This is a genomic window from Opitutaceae bacterium (genome assembly GCA_041395105.1).
Classification (GTDB): domain Bacteria; phylum Verrucomicrobiota; class Verrucomicrobiia; order Opitutales; family Opitutaceae; genus B12-G4.
This window is the reverse complement of record JAWLBB010000002.1, coordinates 646,068-662,798: the sequence shown is the minus strand read 5'-3', so window position 1 is coordinate 662,798 and position 16,731 is coordinate 646,068. Positions and strand designations below refer to the sequence as shown.

Sequence of the window (16,731 nt, the reverse complement as noted above, 5' to 3'; positions counted from 1 at the left end):
ACGAATCTCAGAGCGGTCGAAGAGGATTGTGTGAGTGAAGCGCCACCGCCCGTGGGATCGGTCGACGTCCGACTGCGACCCGCAAAATGACCCGACCCGACTGGACACCTGATCCGATGAAAACGCGTTCGCTCTCCCACCTCCTGCCATTGGTGCTGCTTGCGGCCTTCATTTGTCCGGGTCGGGCGTGGTCCGCCGGTCAGTCCGGTGAAACGACCGAGCCGATCTACGACGAATCCCGGGATGGATCCGAGCAGATCGCCGGGGCACTGGAGATTGCGGCGAGGGATCACAAGCGTGTCCTCCTGCAGTTTGGTGCGAACTGGTGCGTCTGGTGCCACCGCCTTTACGATCTCTATTTGAGTGACCCCGAGATCAGTGCGACGCTCAAGGCCGGTTTTGTGTTGGTCCTGATCGATGTGAACGGCGGAAACAACGGGGAAGTCGATCAGAAGTACGGCAATCCGACCCGGTTGGGTCTGCCCGTGATTGTCGTCCTCAAATCCGACGGCAGGCTGATTGCCACCAAGAACACCGCGGAGCTGGAGAAGGGGCAGGGGCACGATCCGGCCAAGGTCCTGGCCTTCCTGCAGTCGTGGTCGCCGAAAGCGCGAGATACCTGTGCCGTTGAGCCGGGCACCTGAGTCCACGCGGCTGAATTTGTTCGCCGGGGTCAACCATTGAACCTAGGGTCGGGTATCATGAAGATCACCGAAATCGCTTTCTCCACCTACCCAGTGCTCGATGTTTCCAAGGCCCGCACCTTCTACGAAGGCGTTCTCGGTCTGACCTGCTCCGTGGAGGTTGATTTGGGTGGCGAGGGTCGATGGGTTGATTACGATATCGGTGGCGGCACCCTGGCCATCGGCTGTGCTCCGGGCTGGAAGCCGTCGGCGGACGGTTGCTCAGTCGCTCTTGAGGTTTCCGATTTTGATGAAGCTGTCGCCGCCATCAGGGCGGCAGACACGCCGATCCGGATGGGGCCGTTCGAGACCCCGGTCTGCCACATGATCATGGTCTCCGATCCCGATGGCAACACGGTGATCCTGCACAAGAGGAAATCAGCCTAGAATTGAACGTCCCGGCGAGGATGGGTCGAGGTTGCGCCGGATACCGCGGGCAATTCCGGTCCCGTTCGTTGACTCGATGAGGTCAGGAATCAAACCACGCTATGATGCCGTCATCATCGGTGCCGGTCACAATGGACTGGTGGCCGCCGCCTACCTAGGGCGGGCCGGTCTGTCCGTCCTCGTGCTTGAGCGCAACCCGTGCATCGGAGGGGCCACCCAGTCGTCCCGTCCGTTCTGCGGCGTCGATGCCAACCTCTCCGTCTATTCCTATCTGGTGAGTCTCTTTCCCCGCAAGATCGTCGACGACCTGGGTCTGGATCTTCGGCTGAAGTCACGGAATATCGCCTCCTACACGCCGTTGCTCGATGGCGGGGAACTCACAGAATTGCTGGTCAGCAACACCTCGACCACGAGAACCCGCGAATCCTTTCTGAGTCTGCCGGGCGGTGCCGCGGATTATGACGGTTACCTGAAGTTGCAGGAATTGCAGTCGTCGCTGGCCAAAGTGCTCTGGCCGACCCTGCTCGAACCCCTCCGGCTCAAGACCGACCTCGTGGCGGGCCTCAATCGGAAGGAACGTTTGGCCTGGGATGCCTGTATTGAGCATCCGATCGGGAGGGTGATTGAGAAACACATCTCGAACGATCTGGTCAGGGGCGTTCTCTTTACCGATGCCAAAATCGGCGTCTCCACCCACCCGCACGATCCTTCCCTGATTCAGAACCTGACCTATCTCTACCATATCATCGGAAGGGGAACCGGGGAATGGTGTGTTCCGGTCGGGGGCTTGGGTGCCCTGACCCGATCGCTCGAAGCGGTCGCCCGCGAACACGGTGTCGAGATTGCGTCCTCGGCAAGGGTGGACCGGGTCCATGTCGATGACCGGAATCCGGTTGTCGCATTCGAGACCGGGAAGGGGAGTCGTTTGGTCGAGGCGAGGTATGTCTTGTGCAATGCGGCGCCGACGGTCCTGGACCGACTGCTCGGGAAAGCACCGGCACCCCTGCGCGCGATCGATGAAGGTTCGGTGGTCAAGATCAACATGCTGCTGAAGCGGCTGCCTCGACTGCGGTCGCGCACCGTCAGCGCGGTGGATGCTTTTGGCGGGACCTTCCATATCGACGAAGGCTACGACCGGATGACGGAGAATTACCGCAAGGCCGCCGCCGGCCGGCTGGCTGAAAGGCCCGCAGGTGAAATGTATTGTCACAGCATCACCGACAACTCGATCCTTTCGGATTGGCTGAACGAGCACGGGTATCACGCATTGACCCTGTTCGGCCTGGATATGCCCTACTCCGTTTTCGAAAAGGACAATGCCAGGCTCCGCTCGGAAGTGCTGGATAGGTATCTGTCCGGCATCAATCAATACATGGATGAACCGATCCAGGATTGCATGGCGGAGGACGCTGATGGCGATCCCTGTATCGAGATCAAGAGTCCGCTGGATCTGGAGCGGGAAATCCATCTGCCAAGAGGGAATATTTTCCACAACGCGTTGACCTGGCCGTTTGCCGAGGATGCGGATGAGGCGGGAACCTGGGGCGTGGAAACCGGATTCGGGAAGGTGTTCCTGTGTGGATCAGGGGCCCGAAGGGGCGGTGCCGTCAGCGGGATTCCCGGTCACAATGCGGCCATGAAGGTCCTCGGCCCGATCTGAAGAGCCTGCGGGGGACGACTCTCCTCCCGGGTTCCCTCCGCTCGGCCGCCCGTCGCCGGTTCACTCCAGACGCCCGACGAGAGTGAAGGTGATTGCGACGTCCTCGGAAACGGTCATGACCAGAGCACGACGAAACTGGCTCAGCCGGAAACTGCGGGTGTTGACCTCGGTTTCACCGGTCAGGGTGATGACGGGTCCGACTGAGCTGAGGGTGACCGGAATATCGATGCTGCGGGTGACGCCGTGAAAGGTGAGGGAACCGTGGGCGACCCGGGTTGAGCCACGCCCCTCGAGGGCGTCCATCTTGAAGATCACGTTCGGGTATTTGTCCACTTCCAGCCATTTGTACATCTCGGCATCGCGTTCCTCGTGCTCGGTGGTCAGCTGGCGGGCGGCGAAGCGCAGGGTGGCGGATCGGGGAAAATCCTGACCGGAGTCGAGGTCGATCTCGGCCTGAAACGAAATGACGTGACCCTCCACATGGTGCCCGGTTGCGGCGACAGCGAATCGAATGTAACTGCGGTCTTCGTCGATGATCAGTTCGCGTCCGGGCAGGACCCGAGCGACGGTCAGGGCGAGGAAGAGAGCGAGCAGCGTCCGGGTCTTCATGGGGGTGACGGGAAATCGGCGGCGGGAAGGTGATCCCTTGACGGGAAGCATGGGACAAATCCCGGCGATGTCGATCCATGACGATCGATCGTCTCACCCCGGCATTGACCGCCGCGCCGCGGGCGGCTGAAATGGGGTGTGCAGACAGCTGAATCCTTGCAGGTGGAACTTGGCGATCGGAGTTATTCGATCGAGATTGTCCCGGATGCCGGACCATCCCTGCGGCGCATGGTGGACTTGATCCGTGGCGAACAGCGCCGGTTGGCTCTGGTGACCGATGTGAATGTCGCAGTGAGCCAGGCCGCGCTGTTGGATTCACTCGGGGCCGACCTGCCCCGGATTGCGGTGCCCTCGGGGGAGAACTCAAAGTCGCTGGAGATTTACGGGAAGGTGCTGGATTTCCTGGCCGAGAACCGGCTGGACCGTGGAGGCAGGGTGATTGCCGTCGGTGGCGGAGTGGTGGGGGATCTGGCGGGCTTTGCCGCCGCCACTTTTCTCCGCGGGATCGAGTTCATCCAGGTACCGACGACCTTGCTGGCCATGGTGGACAGTTCGGTCGGGGGGAAGACGGGGATCAACCTGGGTGCCGGCAAGAACCTGGTGGGCGCCTTTCATCAACCGCTCCATGTCTTTATCGGAATGAACACCCTGGGCACCCTGCCCGCCCGTGAGTTTTCCGCCGGGATGGCCGAGGTGATCAAGTACGGGATGCTTGGGGACGAGGCGCTGCTGGAGGAACTGGAAGGAGGCGCCGCGCTTGCGGCGGTTTCTCCGACACTCGGGGACATCATCCGGCGTTGCTGTGCGGCCAAGGCCCGGATCGTCAAGGAGGATGAACGGGAATTGGCGGCGAGCGGGGGAAGGGCGTTGCTCAACCTCGGTCACACCTTCGGTCACGCCATTGAGCGCACCGCGGGTTACGGCAGCTACCTGCACGGGGAGGCCATCGCCGTGGGTCTGGTGGCGGCGACTCTCCTTTCGGTCAAACTCGGGCTGATCCCCGCCGACCAGGTGGCCCGGGTGGAGGCGGTTCTGGAGAAACACCACCTGCCCATCCGGCTGCGGAAACCTCTCGGCTCCGGCGAACTGATACACGCCATGCAGCGGGACAAGAAGGTGAGGTCGGGTCTGCCCCGTTTTGTGGTGCTCGAGGCGATGGGAGCGGCAGTGACCCGCGATGGGGTTGGCGTTGACCTTGTCGCGGAAACATGGAGACAATTGGGAGCGATCTGAAATGTCTGCCATCGACGAAGAGATAGTCCGCGAGTATTTCGAACAGAATGGATTCCTGGTCCGGCAGGTCCGCAAGTACCAGGTGCAGTCCCGGAAGAAGACGAGCGACGAGGAGATCGACCTGATCGTCTACAATCCGACCTACGTGAAAAGCGGCCGGAAGCCTGATTTCTTCCTGTTCCCCAGCGAGCTGCCCTATATCCATCGCGGCATGGTTGCGGTCAAAGGCTGGCATACGGGCCGTTTCAACCCGGCGACCATTCGGAGCAGCCCGGAGATATTCCGATTCCTCGAGGAACAGGTTCAGAAGGAGGCCAATCGATTGTTCGCGGTCGAGACGCTCGATGCCGATCCCGACGACGAGATGCTGAAGATCCTGGTCACCCCCGGCCTGCCGACCCAGGAGCCTTACCGCGGGCAGAGCGTGGCCCTGCTCCAGGACCGTGGGGTGGACGGGATCATTTCCTTCCGTTCGATGTTGCTGGACTTGCTGGATCGCATCGAGATCAATCGCAGCTATGGCAAATCCGACACCCTCCAGGTGATGCGAATTCTGAAAAACTATGACCTGCTGAAGGACACCCAGTTGGATCTCTTTTCAACGAAGGAAGACGCGCGCCGCCGTTGACTTTGATGGAAAACGGGGGCGAAAACGCAGAATCGAAGATACATCCGTCGGCGGTGGTTGCGGCCGGCGTGCGGATCGGTGCCGGCGCGGTGATCGGTCCGGGTGCGGTGGTTGAGGCAGACGTGACGATCGGCGCGGGGTGCCGGCTCTCCGCCCATGCCATTCTGCGTTCGGGGACCATCCTTGGTGATCGGGTGGAGGTGGACAGCTTTTCGGTGATCGGCGGGCTGCCCCAGGATCTCCATTTCGATCGAACCCTGTCTTCCGGGGTCCGGATCGGTGGCGGCACGGTCATCCGTGAGTCAGTCACCATCAGCCGGGCGACCCGGGCGGGTGGTTACACGGAGATCGGCAGCGAGTGTCTTTTCATGGCCGGGTCGCACGCCGGTCACGACTGCCGGATCGGCGACAAGGCCATCCTGGCAAACGGCGTTCTTCTTGGCGGTCACGTCTCCGTAGGTGCCCATACCTTCATCGGCGGTGCGGCGGCGGTTCATCAATTCTGCCGGATCGGGGAATCCGTCATGCTGGCCGGGCATGCCTCGATCACAATGGATCTGCCCTCGTTTCTCATTGTGGTGGATCGCAATGACGTGGTCGGTCTCAATCTGGTCGGGCTGCGGCGGCGGGGGGTCTCGAGGGAGGCAATCATCGAGCTGAAGGAAGCCCTTCGCCATGTCTATGCCGAAGGGAAACCGGCGGACCGGGCGGGCCAGGCCATGGCAGAGAACCGGTTCAGGACGGAAGAGGCCGGACGTTTTCTCTCCTTCTTTGGGGAAGGAAAGCGTGGCTTTGCCCGGCCTCGTCGGGAACGGGTGGGCGAATGAAGGCGGCTGGAGAAGCCGGGCCGGAGGAGCAGCCGACGATGGAGGCATGGCCTGTTATCGGAGTAACTTCGGGGGATCCGGCCGGTATCGGGCCGGAGGTGGTGGAGAGCTGGCTGGCGTCGTCGCCTGACTTTCCGGGGCGGTTGAGGCTGTTTGGTCCGACTGAGTGGACGCGACGGGTTGAGGAGATGCACGGTCATCCCGGGCATGGAATCGGACCGGTTGATTACCATCCGATTTCCGGACACCCGGATCCCCAGGGCGCCTCAATTGCCTGGGAGGCGCTTCGGGCGGCAGCCGAGGCCTGCCGAAGGGGAACGATTGACGCGGTGGTGACCGGGCCGATTTCGAAGGCTGCCCTTGCGCAGGTGGGGTTCAAGCATCCCGGGCAGACCGAATTCTTCGCCTCGTCCTGGGGAGGGGAGCCGGTGATGGCCTTCACGGGCGGTCGCCTGCGGGTGGCTCTCGCAACCTGGCATCTTCCTTTGAGTGAGGTGCCGAAGGCGCTGAACCCGGAGAAGCTGGAGCGGACCGTCCGGGCAGTTCATGATCTGGCGAGAGCGGATGGGGTCGACCGGCCCAGACTGGTGGTCTGTGGACTGAATCCGCACGCCGGTGAAGGCGGTCTGCTCGGGGGTGAGGAAAGGGATTGGATCAATCCATTGCTGGAGAGGATCGCAGCTGACGGGCTGCTGGTTGGCCCGGCCCAGCCCGGGGATACGGTGTTTGCCCGGATGCTGGCCGGGGAGTATGATGCGATCGTGGCGCTCTATCATGACCAGGGGCTGGCCCCGCTCAAGGCGGTCGATTTTGATAGCTCGGTCAACGTGACCCTCGGGCTTCCGTATGTCCGGACCAGCCCGGATCATGGCACTGCGTTCGGGATCGCAGGCAAAGGTCTCGCCCGCTTCGAGAGTATGGCCAATGCCGTCCGGGTGGCGAAACGCCTGGTCGGCTATCGGCGGCAGTCCCGGGCTCCCGGGTGCTGAGCGAAGGCTTGTGACAGTCATGAATCCGAAACTCCGGCAACGGATCGAGGGTCTGGCCCGGCGGGAGACGGCGGCGGTCCTGCGGCGCCTTCCCGGCGCTTTGCGCGGTCCGGCTTCGGCCCTGCCCGTCAGCTATGAGTCGCGCCCGTCGAGCGCGTTGGCGGAGGAGTTGGGTGGCGACGATCTGCTCGGACTCTTTGTCGGGATGCCCTACGGAATGTCCGAGGTGAGCGATCCGCTTCCCGCCCAGATACTGCTTTTTCTCGAGAATATCTGGGATTACGCAGGCGAAGATGAGTCTGTCTACTGCGAGGAGGTGGCCCTGACCTTTCTCCATGAACTGGGCCACTACCTCGGCCTGGATGAAGAAGATGTGGAAGAACGCGGACTCTAGTGTGGTGGATGGGGGATTGGGAATAGGGATCCGCGGGCTCCGGAATGTCGATTCGCCCTTGGAGAGGCGCGGCCCCTCCTGGCCTGCCGACGCCGAGGCAAGCAAGTCACGTCCCCGCCTCCATTTCACTCGCAACGGGGACCGGGCAGGGCTTCCGGACACGCGCCCAACCGACTCCGGGAATCCTGCTAATCGGGATCCGGGCTTGAAATGACCGCGTTCAGGCCGATAGTCCGGAAACAATGTCTGCGCTGATCGAGTTGCCGGAAGGTGTCCGGCTTGGTGATTCCCGTCTGATCCGGTTGACGGACGCCGCTGTCCACAAAGTGGCGGCTCTGCGGGCGCGTGAGGAAAACGGAGAGTACCTAAGGGTCGGCATCAGTGGTGGAGGTTGTAACGGATTGTCCTACAAAATGCGGTTTGTCGACAGTCCCCGCCAAGGCGATATCGCGGTTGGTTTTGAAGGAGTCACGGTCCTGGTTGACTCCAAGAGTGCCCTTTACCTCAAGGGAACGGTTCTCGACTATTCCGATGCCCTGGTGGCCGGCGGATTCAAGTTTTCCAACCCGAATGCAAAAGCCAGTTGTTCGTGTGGGGAGAGTTTCAGCCTTTGACCAGGTTTGGGGGCGTTTCGAATTGCAGCCACGCCGCTTTGCCGCCGTGTTGGCCGCGGTTGGGCACCTCGACACAGCGAGGTGGCTGCACAAATGCGGAAGATCGGAATTGTGGTTTTTCTTGGCGCCGTCCCCTCTTGACTCCTTTTTTTGCTCCGCGAAAAGGATTGAAACGCCTTCGGCTTCGATGCAGAACGGTGGTCGGACCTTATCAAACGAAATCCCAAAATAGACTGAATGGCTAGATCACCCTCGGGCCGAGGCTCGTATTTTCGCAACAGAAACCGCGATCCGTTTTTCAATATCCGGCGCAATCAGCGGATTCGGGCATCCGAGGTCCGGGTCATCGGACCGGATGGAGGCCAGCTCGGCCTGATGTCGTCGGCCGAGGCCTACCAACTGGCGCAGCGTGCGGGTCTCGACCTGGTCGAGGTGGCCGCGCAGGCCCGGCCGCCGGTCTGCCGGATCATGGACTTCGGCAAGTATGTCTACGAGCAGCAGAAGAAGTCGAAGGAAAGCAAGTCGACCGGCTCGAAGGTCAAGGAGGTCAAGTTCCGGGTCCGGATCGAGCAGCACGACTTTCTGACCAAGCTCCGCCATGCCGAGGAGTTCCTCGACAAGGGCAACAAGGTCAAATTGACCCTCTTCTTCCGTGGGCGGGAAATGGCGCATCAGGATCTTGGATACGACACGATCCGCCGTGCGATCAAGGACCTGGCCCATATCGGATCGGCGGACAACGAGCCGCGTCTGATGGGGCGGAACATCATTGTGATGATGTCCCCCCTGCCGGTGAACAAGCGGAAGCTGATCTATAATGTCTCGGACAAGGGCGAGAGACTGCCGCCACCCCCTCCGGACGTCGATGACGAGGACTCCTCGGATGAGGATTCCTCTGCCGACGGGAATTCCTGAGCTCGCGGGCCGGTCGAGACCCGATCTGGTGATCTCCGATGGTCCGGGTGGATGGGAGGATGGGTTTCGTACGATGCCTTCAATGGGGGCTCGGATTGATTCTGACTGGACTGGGCGGCTGCACCACCGCGAGGCAGGCGATGCCCCTGCCTCCGGCTGCGCCGCCGCCGGCTCAGGTCGGGAACGAGGCAGGGCAGCGGATCCGCAGCGACGCCGTGGCCGCCCGAATGGGCCTGACCGAGAGCTGGGTTATTGCGGAGTCCCGGCTGGCGATGAACGGACCGGCGGGTTCCCTGGAGGCGGAGGTCGGACGCCGTGAATGCATCATCAATGGGCTCAGGGTTTTTCTGGGCGAGCCGCCACTTGCGGAAGGCGGCCATCTGACCTTCGCCCGCAGTGATGTCGAGCGTCAGCTTCTGCCGATCCTCGGAGGAGGCGGAATCGAAGTTCCGGGACCGATCCGCACGATAGCGGTGGACGCCGGGCACGGCGGGACGGACAGTGGAACGAAGAATGCCGCGCTCGGCCTGCAGGAAAAAGACCTGACTCTCGATGTCGCCCGCCGGTTGGAAGCGGCCCTGCGTCACCGGGGTTTTGCCGTGATCATGACACGGACCGATGACTCCTATGTGCCCCTGAAGGAGAGGCCGCAACGGGCGAACGGGGCGGATCTCTTCCTCAGTATCCATTTCAACGCGACCGGCAACGCCGCCGTGTCGGGAACCGAAACCTACGTTCTCTCGAAGGCGGGCCAGGCCTCCACCGGGAGCGAATTGCCCTACGACGGTGACGAGCCGGCCCAGCCGGGCAATCGCTGGGATGGGGCGAACGCCGCCTTCGGGTTTGAAGTACAGCGCCGGTTGGTTCGGGCGTTCGGGACGGTTGATCGCGGGCTCAAGCAGGCTCGATTCGTTGTGCTCCGCGACCTGTCCTGCCCGGGAATACTGGTCGAGTCGGCCTTTCTCACCCATCCTGGGGAAGCCTCCCGGGTTTCCTCCCCGGAATTCCGGGCGGAGCTGGCCCAGATGCTGGCTGAGTCGGTCGTCGCCCAGGCCGCGCGATTGAACCCGGAGCGTTCATGATTGTTTTTGATCCCGGTCCGATCGGCTGTTCTTCTGGTTGGCCATGAGACTCGCGTTGTGGATCGGATTGGGAAGCGGCCTGGGGGGGATGCTGCGCTATCTGATCTCCGGATGGATTGCCTCCCGCGTGGGGCAGACCTTCCCTTGGGGCACCATCACAGTCAACGTGGTCGGCTCGTTCCTGATTGGACTCCTGGCGGCCCTTTCGGATTCACAACGGTGGATCGGGAGCCCGGAGATGCGCCAGTTCCTCATGCTGGGGTTTTTGGGAGGATTCACCACCTTTTCGTCGTTCAGCCTGCAGACTCTCCGGCTTGTTCAGGATGGCGAGTGGTGGCCGGCGGCGGGGAATGTCGTCGGGACGACGGCGCTCTGCTTGCTCTTCGTCCTGATCGGCTATAAGGTGGGGCAGTAGAGAGAGACAGGTGGACTATGGAACTCAGGGACCGGGCCAAACGATTGCGCATCCTGATCGGCGAGAGCGACCAGCTCCACGGGCGGCCTTTTTATGAAGCGATCGTCCTGAAAGCCCGCGAACTGGGACTGGCCGGTGCGACGGTCACCCGGGGAATGATGGGATTCGGAGCGAGCAGCCACCTTCACACGGCCAAGATTCTCAGGCTGTCCAGCGATCAGCCGGTGGTGATTGAGATCAACGACACGGAGGAGCGGATGGAACGCATCCTCCCCTTCATTGAAGAAAACCTGAGTGGTGGGCTCGCCACGATCGAAGATGTGCAGGTGATCCATTATCACGGTCGGGTGCCCTGAGTCGTCCTATCACCTCACTCAATAGTCGGCGTTCTCTCGCCTTATATCCGTGATGGAGGTCGTAGATTCGGTTGCTTTCCAGAAGTTTATGTATAAGTTTATCTATATCTGGGAAACCTCAAACATAACAAACGCTAATATTATGGAGTTACCCGAACAGGCGAAGCGTCTCCGGATTGTGGTCGGCGAACATGATCATCATGGACCGATCCCGCTTTATGAGTGGATCGTAGTCAAGGCGCGGGAGTTTGGCTTGGCCGGTGCCACCGTGACCAAAGGGGTCATGGGCTACGGAGGTAGCGGTCGGCTTCACCGCAACGAGATCTACCGGGTGTCAACGGACGATCCGGTGGTGATTGAGATCACGGATACGGAGGAGAAGATCCGGCGGATGTTGCCCCTGATCGAAGAGTCGGTTCAGGGAGGATTGGCCACGATTGAGGATGTATTGATCGTCCACCACAGCTCCCCGACACCGGAACTCGAGACGGCGCACTGAATCCTGGAAGTCTTTCGTCAAACGCGGCAGAGCGGCGCCGCGTGGCGGTGCGCAGGCGTGGAGCTCGCTGCGCGTGAGCAGCGGCTGAGGGTCAATACGGGATTGCCGGGAACCTTGCCGGCGGGTTAGGTTTCGCCATTCGCACCTGGCCCAAAGACAAGAAGCGATCGCCTTGGCGCTATCCCGGAGTGGTCCATTCGATTTCCCTTGCCATTCTCCTCGCCGGGCTCACATCGGCGGGATGGGCGGCGGATGCTCCCGATGCGGAGAATGTCGTGGTTCTCGCGAACAGTCTGGATGGGGAATCGATCGCTTTGGCCCGTTATTATGCGGAAAAGAGGGGTATCCCTGAGGCGAATCTGATTGCGGTGCCCCTGCCGGCAGAATCGACGATCAGCTGGACACAATTCGTCGCAGAGCTCTTCAATCCACTGCGGGAGCGACTGATGGAGGAAGGCTGGATCGGTGCCGATGATCCCGGTGGTTTCGACCAGGCCGGCCGGGGCCTGATTGAACTGAAGGGGCACCGGATCGCCTATCTGGTGACCTGTCGCGGTGTCCCGCTCCGGATTGACAACGATCCGGAACTGCTCAAGGCGGAGGGGGCGGATCTGCCGCCCCGCTACCTGACCAACCGGGCCGCGGTCGATTCCGAGTTGTCGCTCCTCACCCGGTCATCTCCGCCGACCACCGGGGTGATCACCAATCCGCTCTACCGGCAGAAAGAGCCAACAGCCTCGCGAATGGCATCCGTCATCCGGGTGGCGCGGCTGGATGGTCCGGACCCGGCCTCAGTCCGGCGGATGATCGACAGTGCACTTGCCGGCGAGGCACATGGATTGATCGGCCGGACCTACATCGACATGGGGGGACCCCACAGGCAAGGGGATCTCTGGATGGCTTCGATCGCGGACCGGATCGACGCACTGGGATTCGACCTCGACCGGGAAACCACGAAAGAGGTGATGGGGCTGACCGACCGGATGGATGCGGCCTGTCTCTATTTCGGATGGCACAACAGCAGGGTGACCGGTCCCTTTCTCAATCGGGGGTTTTCCTTCGCTCCGGGTGCGGTGGCGGTCCATATCTACAGCTTTTCCGCAGGCAGCTTGAGGCATGGGTGGGTTTCATCGCTGGTCCGCTCAGGGGTGGCCGTTACGGTCGGCAATGTCTATGAACCTTACCTGCAGTTGACCCACAACCTGGGGCTCTTTTTCGAAAAACTTGAATCGGGCGGAACCGCCGGGGAAGCGGCGTGGTATGCTCTCCCGGGGCAGAGCTGGCAGGCCATTCTGGTGGGCGATCCGCTCTACCGACCATTTCTCCGGCGTTTTGACGACCAGTGGGCAAAGAGGGATGCCGCCACAGTGGGGGCCCAGTATCTTGTGTTGCGGCAGGCGAATCTTCTGGAGAAGGACGGAAACAGACGGGAGGCGGATCGTTTGCTCGATGGGGCCGCATCGGAAAGGGGAACGCTCGGTCTGGCCCTGGCCTACCGGCGGGTCCTGGAAAGGGAGGATTCCCCGGATGACTCCCGAATTGAGGATCTGGTCGTCTCAGCCTCAGGTGAGCTTCGCCCGGATGAGTGGGGACTGGGACTCGAGATCCTGGATTGGCTGAATCGCAACGGTCGGCGACTTGAGGCCATCACGGTCGGGGAGAACCTCCGCCGGGCGACGGTGGATCAGGACGGTTGGCAACAGGTGCTTGACGAGCGATTGGGGCCCGTCGGCGTAGAATGAGGGATCCTCCTTGAGAAAGTGGATTCCCGGAAAAGCGGGATCAGGCCCTTCGGTCCACCGATCCCGCTCTTCTCCCGCTCGCGGTCAGCGAATTCCGGCGTAGACGCGGATGACCCGCGGGTTGTTCGGCGGGTAATTCGTCTTGATCAGGAAATGGGTATTCCCGGCCGTCTCGGTGGAGAGGGGGGTGATGGCCAATTGGAAGACGGCGGGGTCGTCCGTGGGTCGCAACTCGGTGGCAAAGGACTCGGAGGGAGATTCCACGGAAACCGGGGCGATCAGGGTGGGATCGGAAACCCTCACCTCGATTGTCTTGGCCTCGATCGGGGAGTCGCCTTTTCGCCAGAAGACGAAGAAGGGATTGACCTCGATCAGGGATGGAATCGAGACCTCAAGCACCAGATCGACGCGCTCCGCTCCCTGCTCGTCGGTCATCACGGCGATCGTCTTTCGCTGGGGCCCGGTCCTGGTTCCGAAGGTGAAGACGGCCTTGATTTCGCCGCTCTCGCCCGGCGCGTACTCGTGCTTGGTCAATGCGGGAACGGTGCAGCCGCAACTCGACCGGACCGAGTCGATGGTCACGGTCTTGTCACCTGTGTTGGTGAAAGCGAAGACTCCCTCGAACGATTCCTGCTCGGGAGCAGCTTCAACCGAAATCCGGGTCGTGGCCCATTCAAGGGCGGACGCGCTGAGCGATCCGAGTGCTGAAACGGCCAGCGTTAATATCCAGAGGCGTAAGGGTCCCATTGCGCTATCAGGAAATCATGGACGGCCCAATTGGCAATCCGGGAGAACGGATCTTCCGGATTGACGCCTAAAGCTTCTCAACAATCCTGTCTGCCAGTCCGTAGTCGATCGCTTCCTGCGCGGTCAGGTAGAAATCGCGGTCGGTATCCTTGATGATCTTCTCGAGGGACTGCCCGGACGCTTCGGACAGGATGCGGTTGAGTTCCTGACGCAGCCGCTCCATCTCGAGTGCCTGGATGTTGATGTCGACCGCCGGGGCAACCATGCGGCCGCTGATCAGGGGCTGATGGATGAGAACCCGGGAGTGGGGGAAAACAAGACGACTGCCCTTGGGAGACGCGCAGAGAAGGATCGAGCCCATACTGGCGGCCATTCCGGTGACGACGGCGGTGACCGGGGAACTGATCAGCTTGATGGTATCGTAGATGGCCATGCCGTCGGTGATGGAACCACCCGGCGTATCAATGTAGAACGTGATCGGTTTGCCGGGATCGACGGCTTCCAGGTAGAGGAACTTTTCGACAAGATCCTGGGCGGACTCGGTGTTGACTTCGCCCCAGATGAAGACTTTCCGCTGTTCGAGAAACTTCCTCTGGACCATTGCGGAAACGCTGAAAGCGCCGGGCGTCTTCGCCGGGGAATCGTCGTCTTCGTCAAATCTGGGAGCGGTTGCCGTCATGGCGGGTGACTTGAGATTGGTGAAATGCACGGTTTAGACGTTGGAGAAAGTGAGGCTGAGCGCAAGTCAGCAGGAGAATGAATTCGGCACTGTCATACATTTGCAGGTGGATTTTTCCAGATGTGACAACCTTCCAAGGCGTTCGACGGGAAGTCATGGAGCAACGCCGCTTTGTCGGCGTTCCGGAAGCAGGGTAACACTTCGACCCAGCGAAGTGGCTACACCGGACCGGCAATAACTTGCGAAAGCGCGACAGGCATCAGACAGCCCTAGACCAGGCCGAGTATCATGCGACCTTCTTCGCTGATCATGCCCTGGTTCCAGGCGGGTTCCCAGACCAGGTCGACGGCGGCGCCGTCGACGCCGGGTGCCTGCATCAGCTTGCTCTGGGCGTCAGCCGCGATGGCCGGACCCATCCCGCAGCCGGGAGCGGTCAGGGTCATCTTGACCTGGACAAAATAGCCATCGTCGGTCGGCTTCACGTCCAGCGAATAGACCAGACCCAGGTCCACGATGTTGACCGGGATTTCCGGATCATAGACGTTGCGCAGCTGGGCCCAGAGAGTCTCCTCATCGGGAGGTCCGTGGGGCGAGCCTTCGGGAGAGGGGACCTTCGCCGGATCGGCCCCGGAGTCGGTGGGAGCCTCCAGGCCGAGGGCGTCGGCGTACCGGCCGTCGATCCGGGCGAGCCCGAAATCGCACATCACGGTGTAGCTGCCGCCGAGGGTTTGCGTCAGGAAGACCCGGGCTCCCTCCTCCAGGTGGATCGGATTGCCGCTGGGAATCTGGACGGCGGGACAATCCCGCGAAAGAATTCGTTCGGTCGCGCTGGACATGGTCGGATTTCCGGTCTCAGCCGGCGGTCTGGACCGCCATGTCTTCCCGGAATTTCTTCTGGATGAGTTCGCGGATATTGGCGGCGAGCTCCTCGTTTTCAATCTTGGCAATGACCTCCTCGAAGAAGCCGAAGACAAGAAGCTCCCGGGCCAGAGCGGGACGGATCCCCCGGGTCAGCATGTAGAAGAGCTCGCTCTCGTCGAGCTGTCCGGTTGTTGAACCATGGGTACAACGGACATCGTTGGCCTGGATCTCGAGGCCCGGGAGGGAGTTCGCCTCGGCGGTCGGGCTGATCAGGAGATTGCGGTTCGACTGGTAGGCGTCGGTCTTCTGGGCGTCTTCCGCGACCTTGATCAATCCTGAGAAAATGGTCCGGGAGTGATCGATGAGGGCGTTCTTGTAGAGAAGATTCGAGGTGGTGTGCGGGGCGAGATGCGACTGCAGGGTCCGCTGGTCGACCTGTTGCTCGCGGTCGGTCACGCTGAGGGAGAACATCTGAACGTCACTGCCTTCGCCCTTGATCAGGCTCTGGTTTTCCGATCGATAGTGCGAACCGCCGATATTGACGGCAAGGGACCGGACGGAGGCTGACCGCCCGGTGATCATGCTGTTGATCTGGAAACCGAGGGTCTGGCGGCTCCAGTTCTGAAGAACAAGGTAGTCGATCCGGGCGCCTTCGCCGGCGAAGAGGTGATTGAAGCCGCAGGCGAAGTGGCTGTCGTCGGCGCCGACCGAGTCGAAGGCGTCGACCAGGGTGACGCGGGAATTCTCCTCGGCAATGACCAGGGTGTGCGGGAAGACGGCGGATCCCTCGCGGACCGACCAGTGACGGGCGATCAGCGGGAGTTCGATCGTGACCCCCTTGGGCACGTAAAGGAGGCAGCCGGAGCTGACAAAGGCGGAATGGAGGGCGGCGAACTTCTCGGATCCGAGGTGCGGATCCTGGGTCATGAAGTAGTCCTTGATGATCTCCGGGTGTCGGTGGAGGGCGACCTCGAGCGGTTCCCAGATGACTCCCCTGGCCGCCAGGTCGGACGGAACGGGTTCGTGGTCGACCAGGTGGTTGTCGGCAAAGACCATTCGTCCGGCACGTTTCTCGACCAGGATGGAACTCCGGATGATCCTGTCCCGCAGTTCCTCAGCCGGTGCCGGCGTGAAGTCGTAGGTGTCGAGATTGAGCCCGAGAAGATCGGCAAATCGCCACTGCTCGGACTTGCGGGTCGGCATGGGCAGGTTCTGGAATTCGATCATCGCCCGATTCTTGGCGGCGATCCACCAGTCGGGGCGATCGGATTGGGACTCGAGGTGACGGTTGAAGGCACCCAGGACCGGGTCTTCTCCCTCGGTGCGGGAGGGCCGGGAAGGAGTCGGAAGTGTTTCGGCGGAAGGCATGTCGGATTGGGAATGCATTGATGTGGGCGTTTGGGGAGGCCGG

The 16,731-nt window shown here is 61.6% G+C and carries 20 protein-coding genes; 15 read left to right on the top strand and 5 right to left on the bottom strand.

The annotated features are described in order from the left end of the window. Positions 1-116 precede the first annotated feature (116 nt). From R3F07_09600 to R3F07_09590, 3 genes are all read left to right on the top strand, one after another. Positions 117-644 carry a thioredoxin family protein gene (locus tag R3F07_09600; GenBank protein MEZ5276622.1) on the top strand — a complete coding sequence of 176 codons (528 nt, stop codon included), beginning with the start codon at positions 117-119 and terminating at the stop codon, positions 642-644. Between the two features lie 57 nt (positions 645-701). After that, complete coding sequence (locus tag R3F07_09595; protein ID MEZ5276621.1) at positions 702-1,070, top strand: VOC family protein; 369 nt, start codon at positions 702-704, stop codon at positions 1,068-1,070. 76 nt (positions 1,071-1,146) lie between these two features. Continuing rightward, on the top strand, positions 1,147-2,730 hold the full coding sequence (locus R3F07_09590; GenBank protein MEZ5276620.1) for an NAD(P)/FAD-dependent oxidoreductase: 1,584 nt from the start codon (positions 1,147-1,149) through the stop codon (positions 2,728-2,730). A 60-nt stretch (positions 2,731-2,790) separates the two neighbouring features. Here R3F07_09590 and R3F07_09585 read toward each other — a convergent pair whose 3' ends face one another. Further along, the gene (locus R3F07_09585; protein ID MEZ5276619.1) at positions 2,791-3,339 is read right to left on the bottom strand and encodes a YceI family protein; all 549 of its coding nucleotides are present in this window, start codon (positions 3,337-3,339) and stop codon (positions 2,791-2,793) included. A 162-nt stretch (positions 3,340-3,501) separates the two neighbouring features. On the opposite strand from R3F07_09585, the gene aroB reads away from it, so the two are divergent. The 12 genes from aroB (at position 3,502) to R3F07_09525 (ending at position 13,033) form a co-directional block, all read left to right on the top strand. Further along, complete coding sequence (gene aroB, locus R3F07_09580; protein ID MEZ5276618.1) at positions 3,502-4,572, top strand: 3-dehydroquinate synthase; 1,071 nt, start codon at positions 3,502-3,504, stop codon at positions 4,570-4,572. Position 4,573: 1 nt separating this feature from the next. Continuing rightward, positions 4,574-5,200, top strand: coding sequence for a hypothetical protein (locus R3F07_09575; protein MEZ5276617.1), 627 nt, complete (start codon positions 4,574-4,576; stop codon positions 5,198-5,200). 5 nt (positions 5,201-5,205) lie between these two features. Beyond that, entirely contained in the window at positions 5,206-6,027 is an 822-nt protein-coding gene (gene lpxA / locus R3F07_09570; protein ID MEZ5276616.1) for an acyl-ACP--UDP-N-acetylglucosamine O-acyltransferase, read from the top strand. Continuing rightward, positions 6,024-7,016 (top strand): 4-hydroxythreonine-4-phosphate dehydrogenase PdxA, encoded by a 993-nt coding sequence (gene pdxA / locus R3F07_09565; protein ID MEZ5276615.1) that lies wholly within the window; start codon positions 6,024-6,026, stop codon positions 7,014-7,016. Before lpxA ends, pdxA begins: the two co-directional genes overlap by 4 nt. 19 nt (positions 7,017-7,035) lie before the next feature. Continuing rightward, positions 7,036-7,410 (top strand): metallopeptidase family protein, encoded by a 375-nt coding sequence (locus tag R3F07_09560; protein ID MEZ5276614.1) that lies wholly within the window; start codon positions 7,036-7,038, stop codon positions 7,408-7,410. 242 nt (positions 7,411-7,652) lie between these two features. Further along, complete coding sequence (locus tag R3F07_09555) at positions 7,653-8,024, top strand: iron-sulfur cluster assembly accessory protein (protein MEZ5276613.1); 372 nt, start codon at positions 7,653-7,655, stop codon at positions 8,022-8,024. Between the two features lie 237 nt (positions 8,025-8,261). Next, complete coding sequence (gene infC, locus R3F07_09550; GenBank protein ID MEZ5276612.1) at positions 8,262-8,939, top strand: translation initiation factor IF-3; 678 nt, start codon at positions 8,262-8,264, stop codon at positions 8,937-8,939. Between the two features lie 59 nt (positions 8,940-8,998). Beyond that, a complete protein-coding gene (locus tag R3F07_09545; GenBank protein ID MEZ5276611.1) occupies positions 8,999-10,021 on the top strand; it encodes an N-acetylmuramoyl-L-alanine amidase in 1,023 nt (340 codons plus the stop codon). A 43-nt stretch (positions 10,022-10,064) separates the two neighbouring features. Continuing rightward, positions 10,065-10,436, top strand: coding sequence for a fluoride efflux transporter CrcB (crcB, locus tag R3F07_09540; protein MEZ5276610.1), 372 nt, complete (start codon positions 10,065-10,067; stop codon positions 10,434-10,436). A 17-nt stretch (positions 10,437-10,453) separates the two neighbouring features. Continuing rightward, on the top strand, positions 10,454-10,792 hold the full coding sequence (locus R3F07_09535) for a DUF190 domain-containing protein (GenBank protein MEZ5276609.1): 339 nt from the start codon (positions 10,454-10,456) through the stop codon (positions 10,790-10,792). Between the two features lie 142 nt (positions 10,793-10,934). Then, a complete protein-coding gene (locus R3F07_09530; protein MEZ5276608.1) occupies positions 10,935-11,291 on the top strand; it encodes a DUF190 domain-containing protein in 357 nt (118 codons plus the stop codon). Between the two features lie 188 nt (positions 11,292-11,479). Continuing rightward, a complete protein-coding gene (locus R3F07_09525) occupies positions 11,480-13,033 on the top strand; it encodes a TIGR03790 family protein (protein ID MEZ5276607.1) in 1,554 nt (517 codons plus the stop codon). An 84-nt stretch (positions 13,034-13,117) separates the two neighbouring features. Here R3F07_09525 and R3F07_09520 read toward each other — a convergent pair whose 3' ends face one another. The 4 genes from R3F07_09520 to sufD all read right to left on the bottom strand — a co-directional run bounded on the left by R3F07_09520 (position 13,118) and on the right by sufD (position 16,688). Then, the gene (locus R3F07_09520) at positions 13,118-13,780 is read right to left on the bottom strand and encodes a DUF1573 domain-containing protein (protein MEZ5276606.1); all 663 of its coding nucleotides are present in this window, start codon (positions 13,778-13,780) and stop codon (positions 13,118-13,120) included. A 67-nt stretch (positions 13,781-13,847) separates the two neighbouring features. Next, entirely contained in the window at positions 13,848-14,489 is a 642-nt protein-coding gene (locus R3F07_09515) for an ATP-dependent Clp protease proteolytic subunit (GenBank protein MEZ5276605.1), read from the bottom strand. Positions 14,490-14,728: 239 nt separating this feature from the next. Next, positions 14,729-15,295, bottom strand: coding sequence for an iron-sulfur cluster assembly protein (locus R3F07_09510; protein ID MEZ5276604.1), 567 nt, complete (start codon positions 15,293-15,295; stop codon positions 14,729-14,731). A gap of 16 nt (positions 15,296-15,311) precedes the next feature. After that, entirely contained in the window at positions 15,312-16,688 is a 1,377-nt protein-coding gene (gene sufD / locus R3F07_09505; GenBank protein ID MEZ5276603.1) for a Fe-S cluster assembly protein SufD, read from the bottom strand. Positions 16,689-16,731 lie beyond the last annotated feature (43 nt).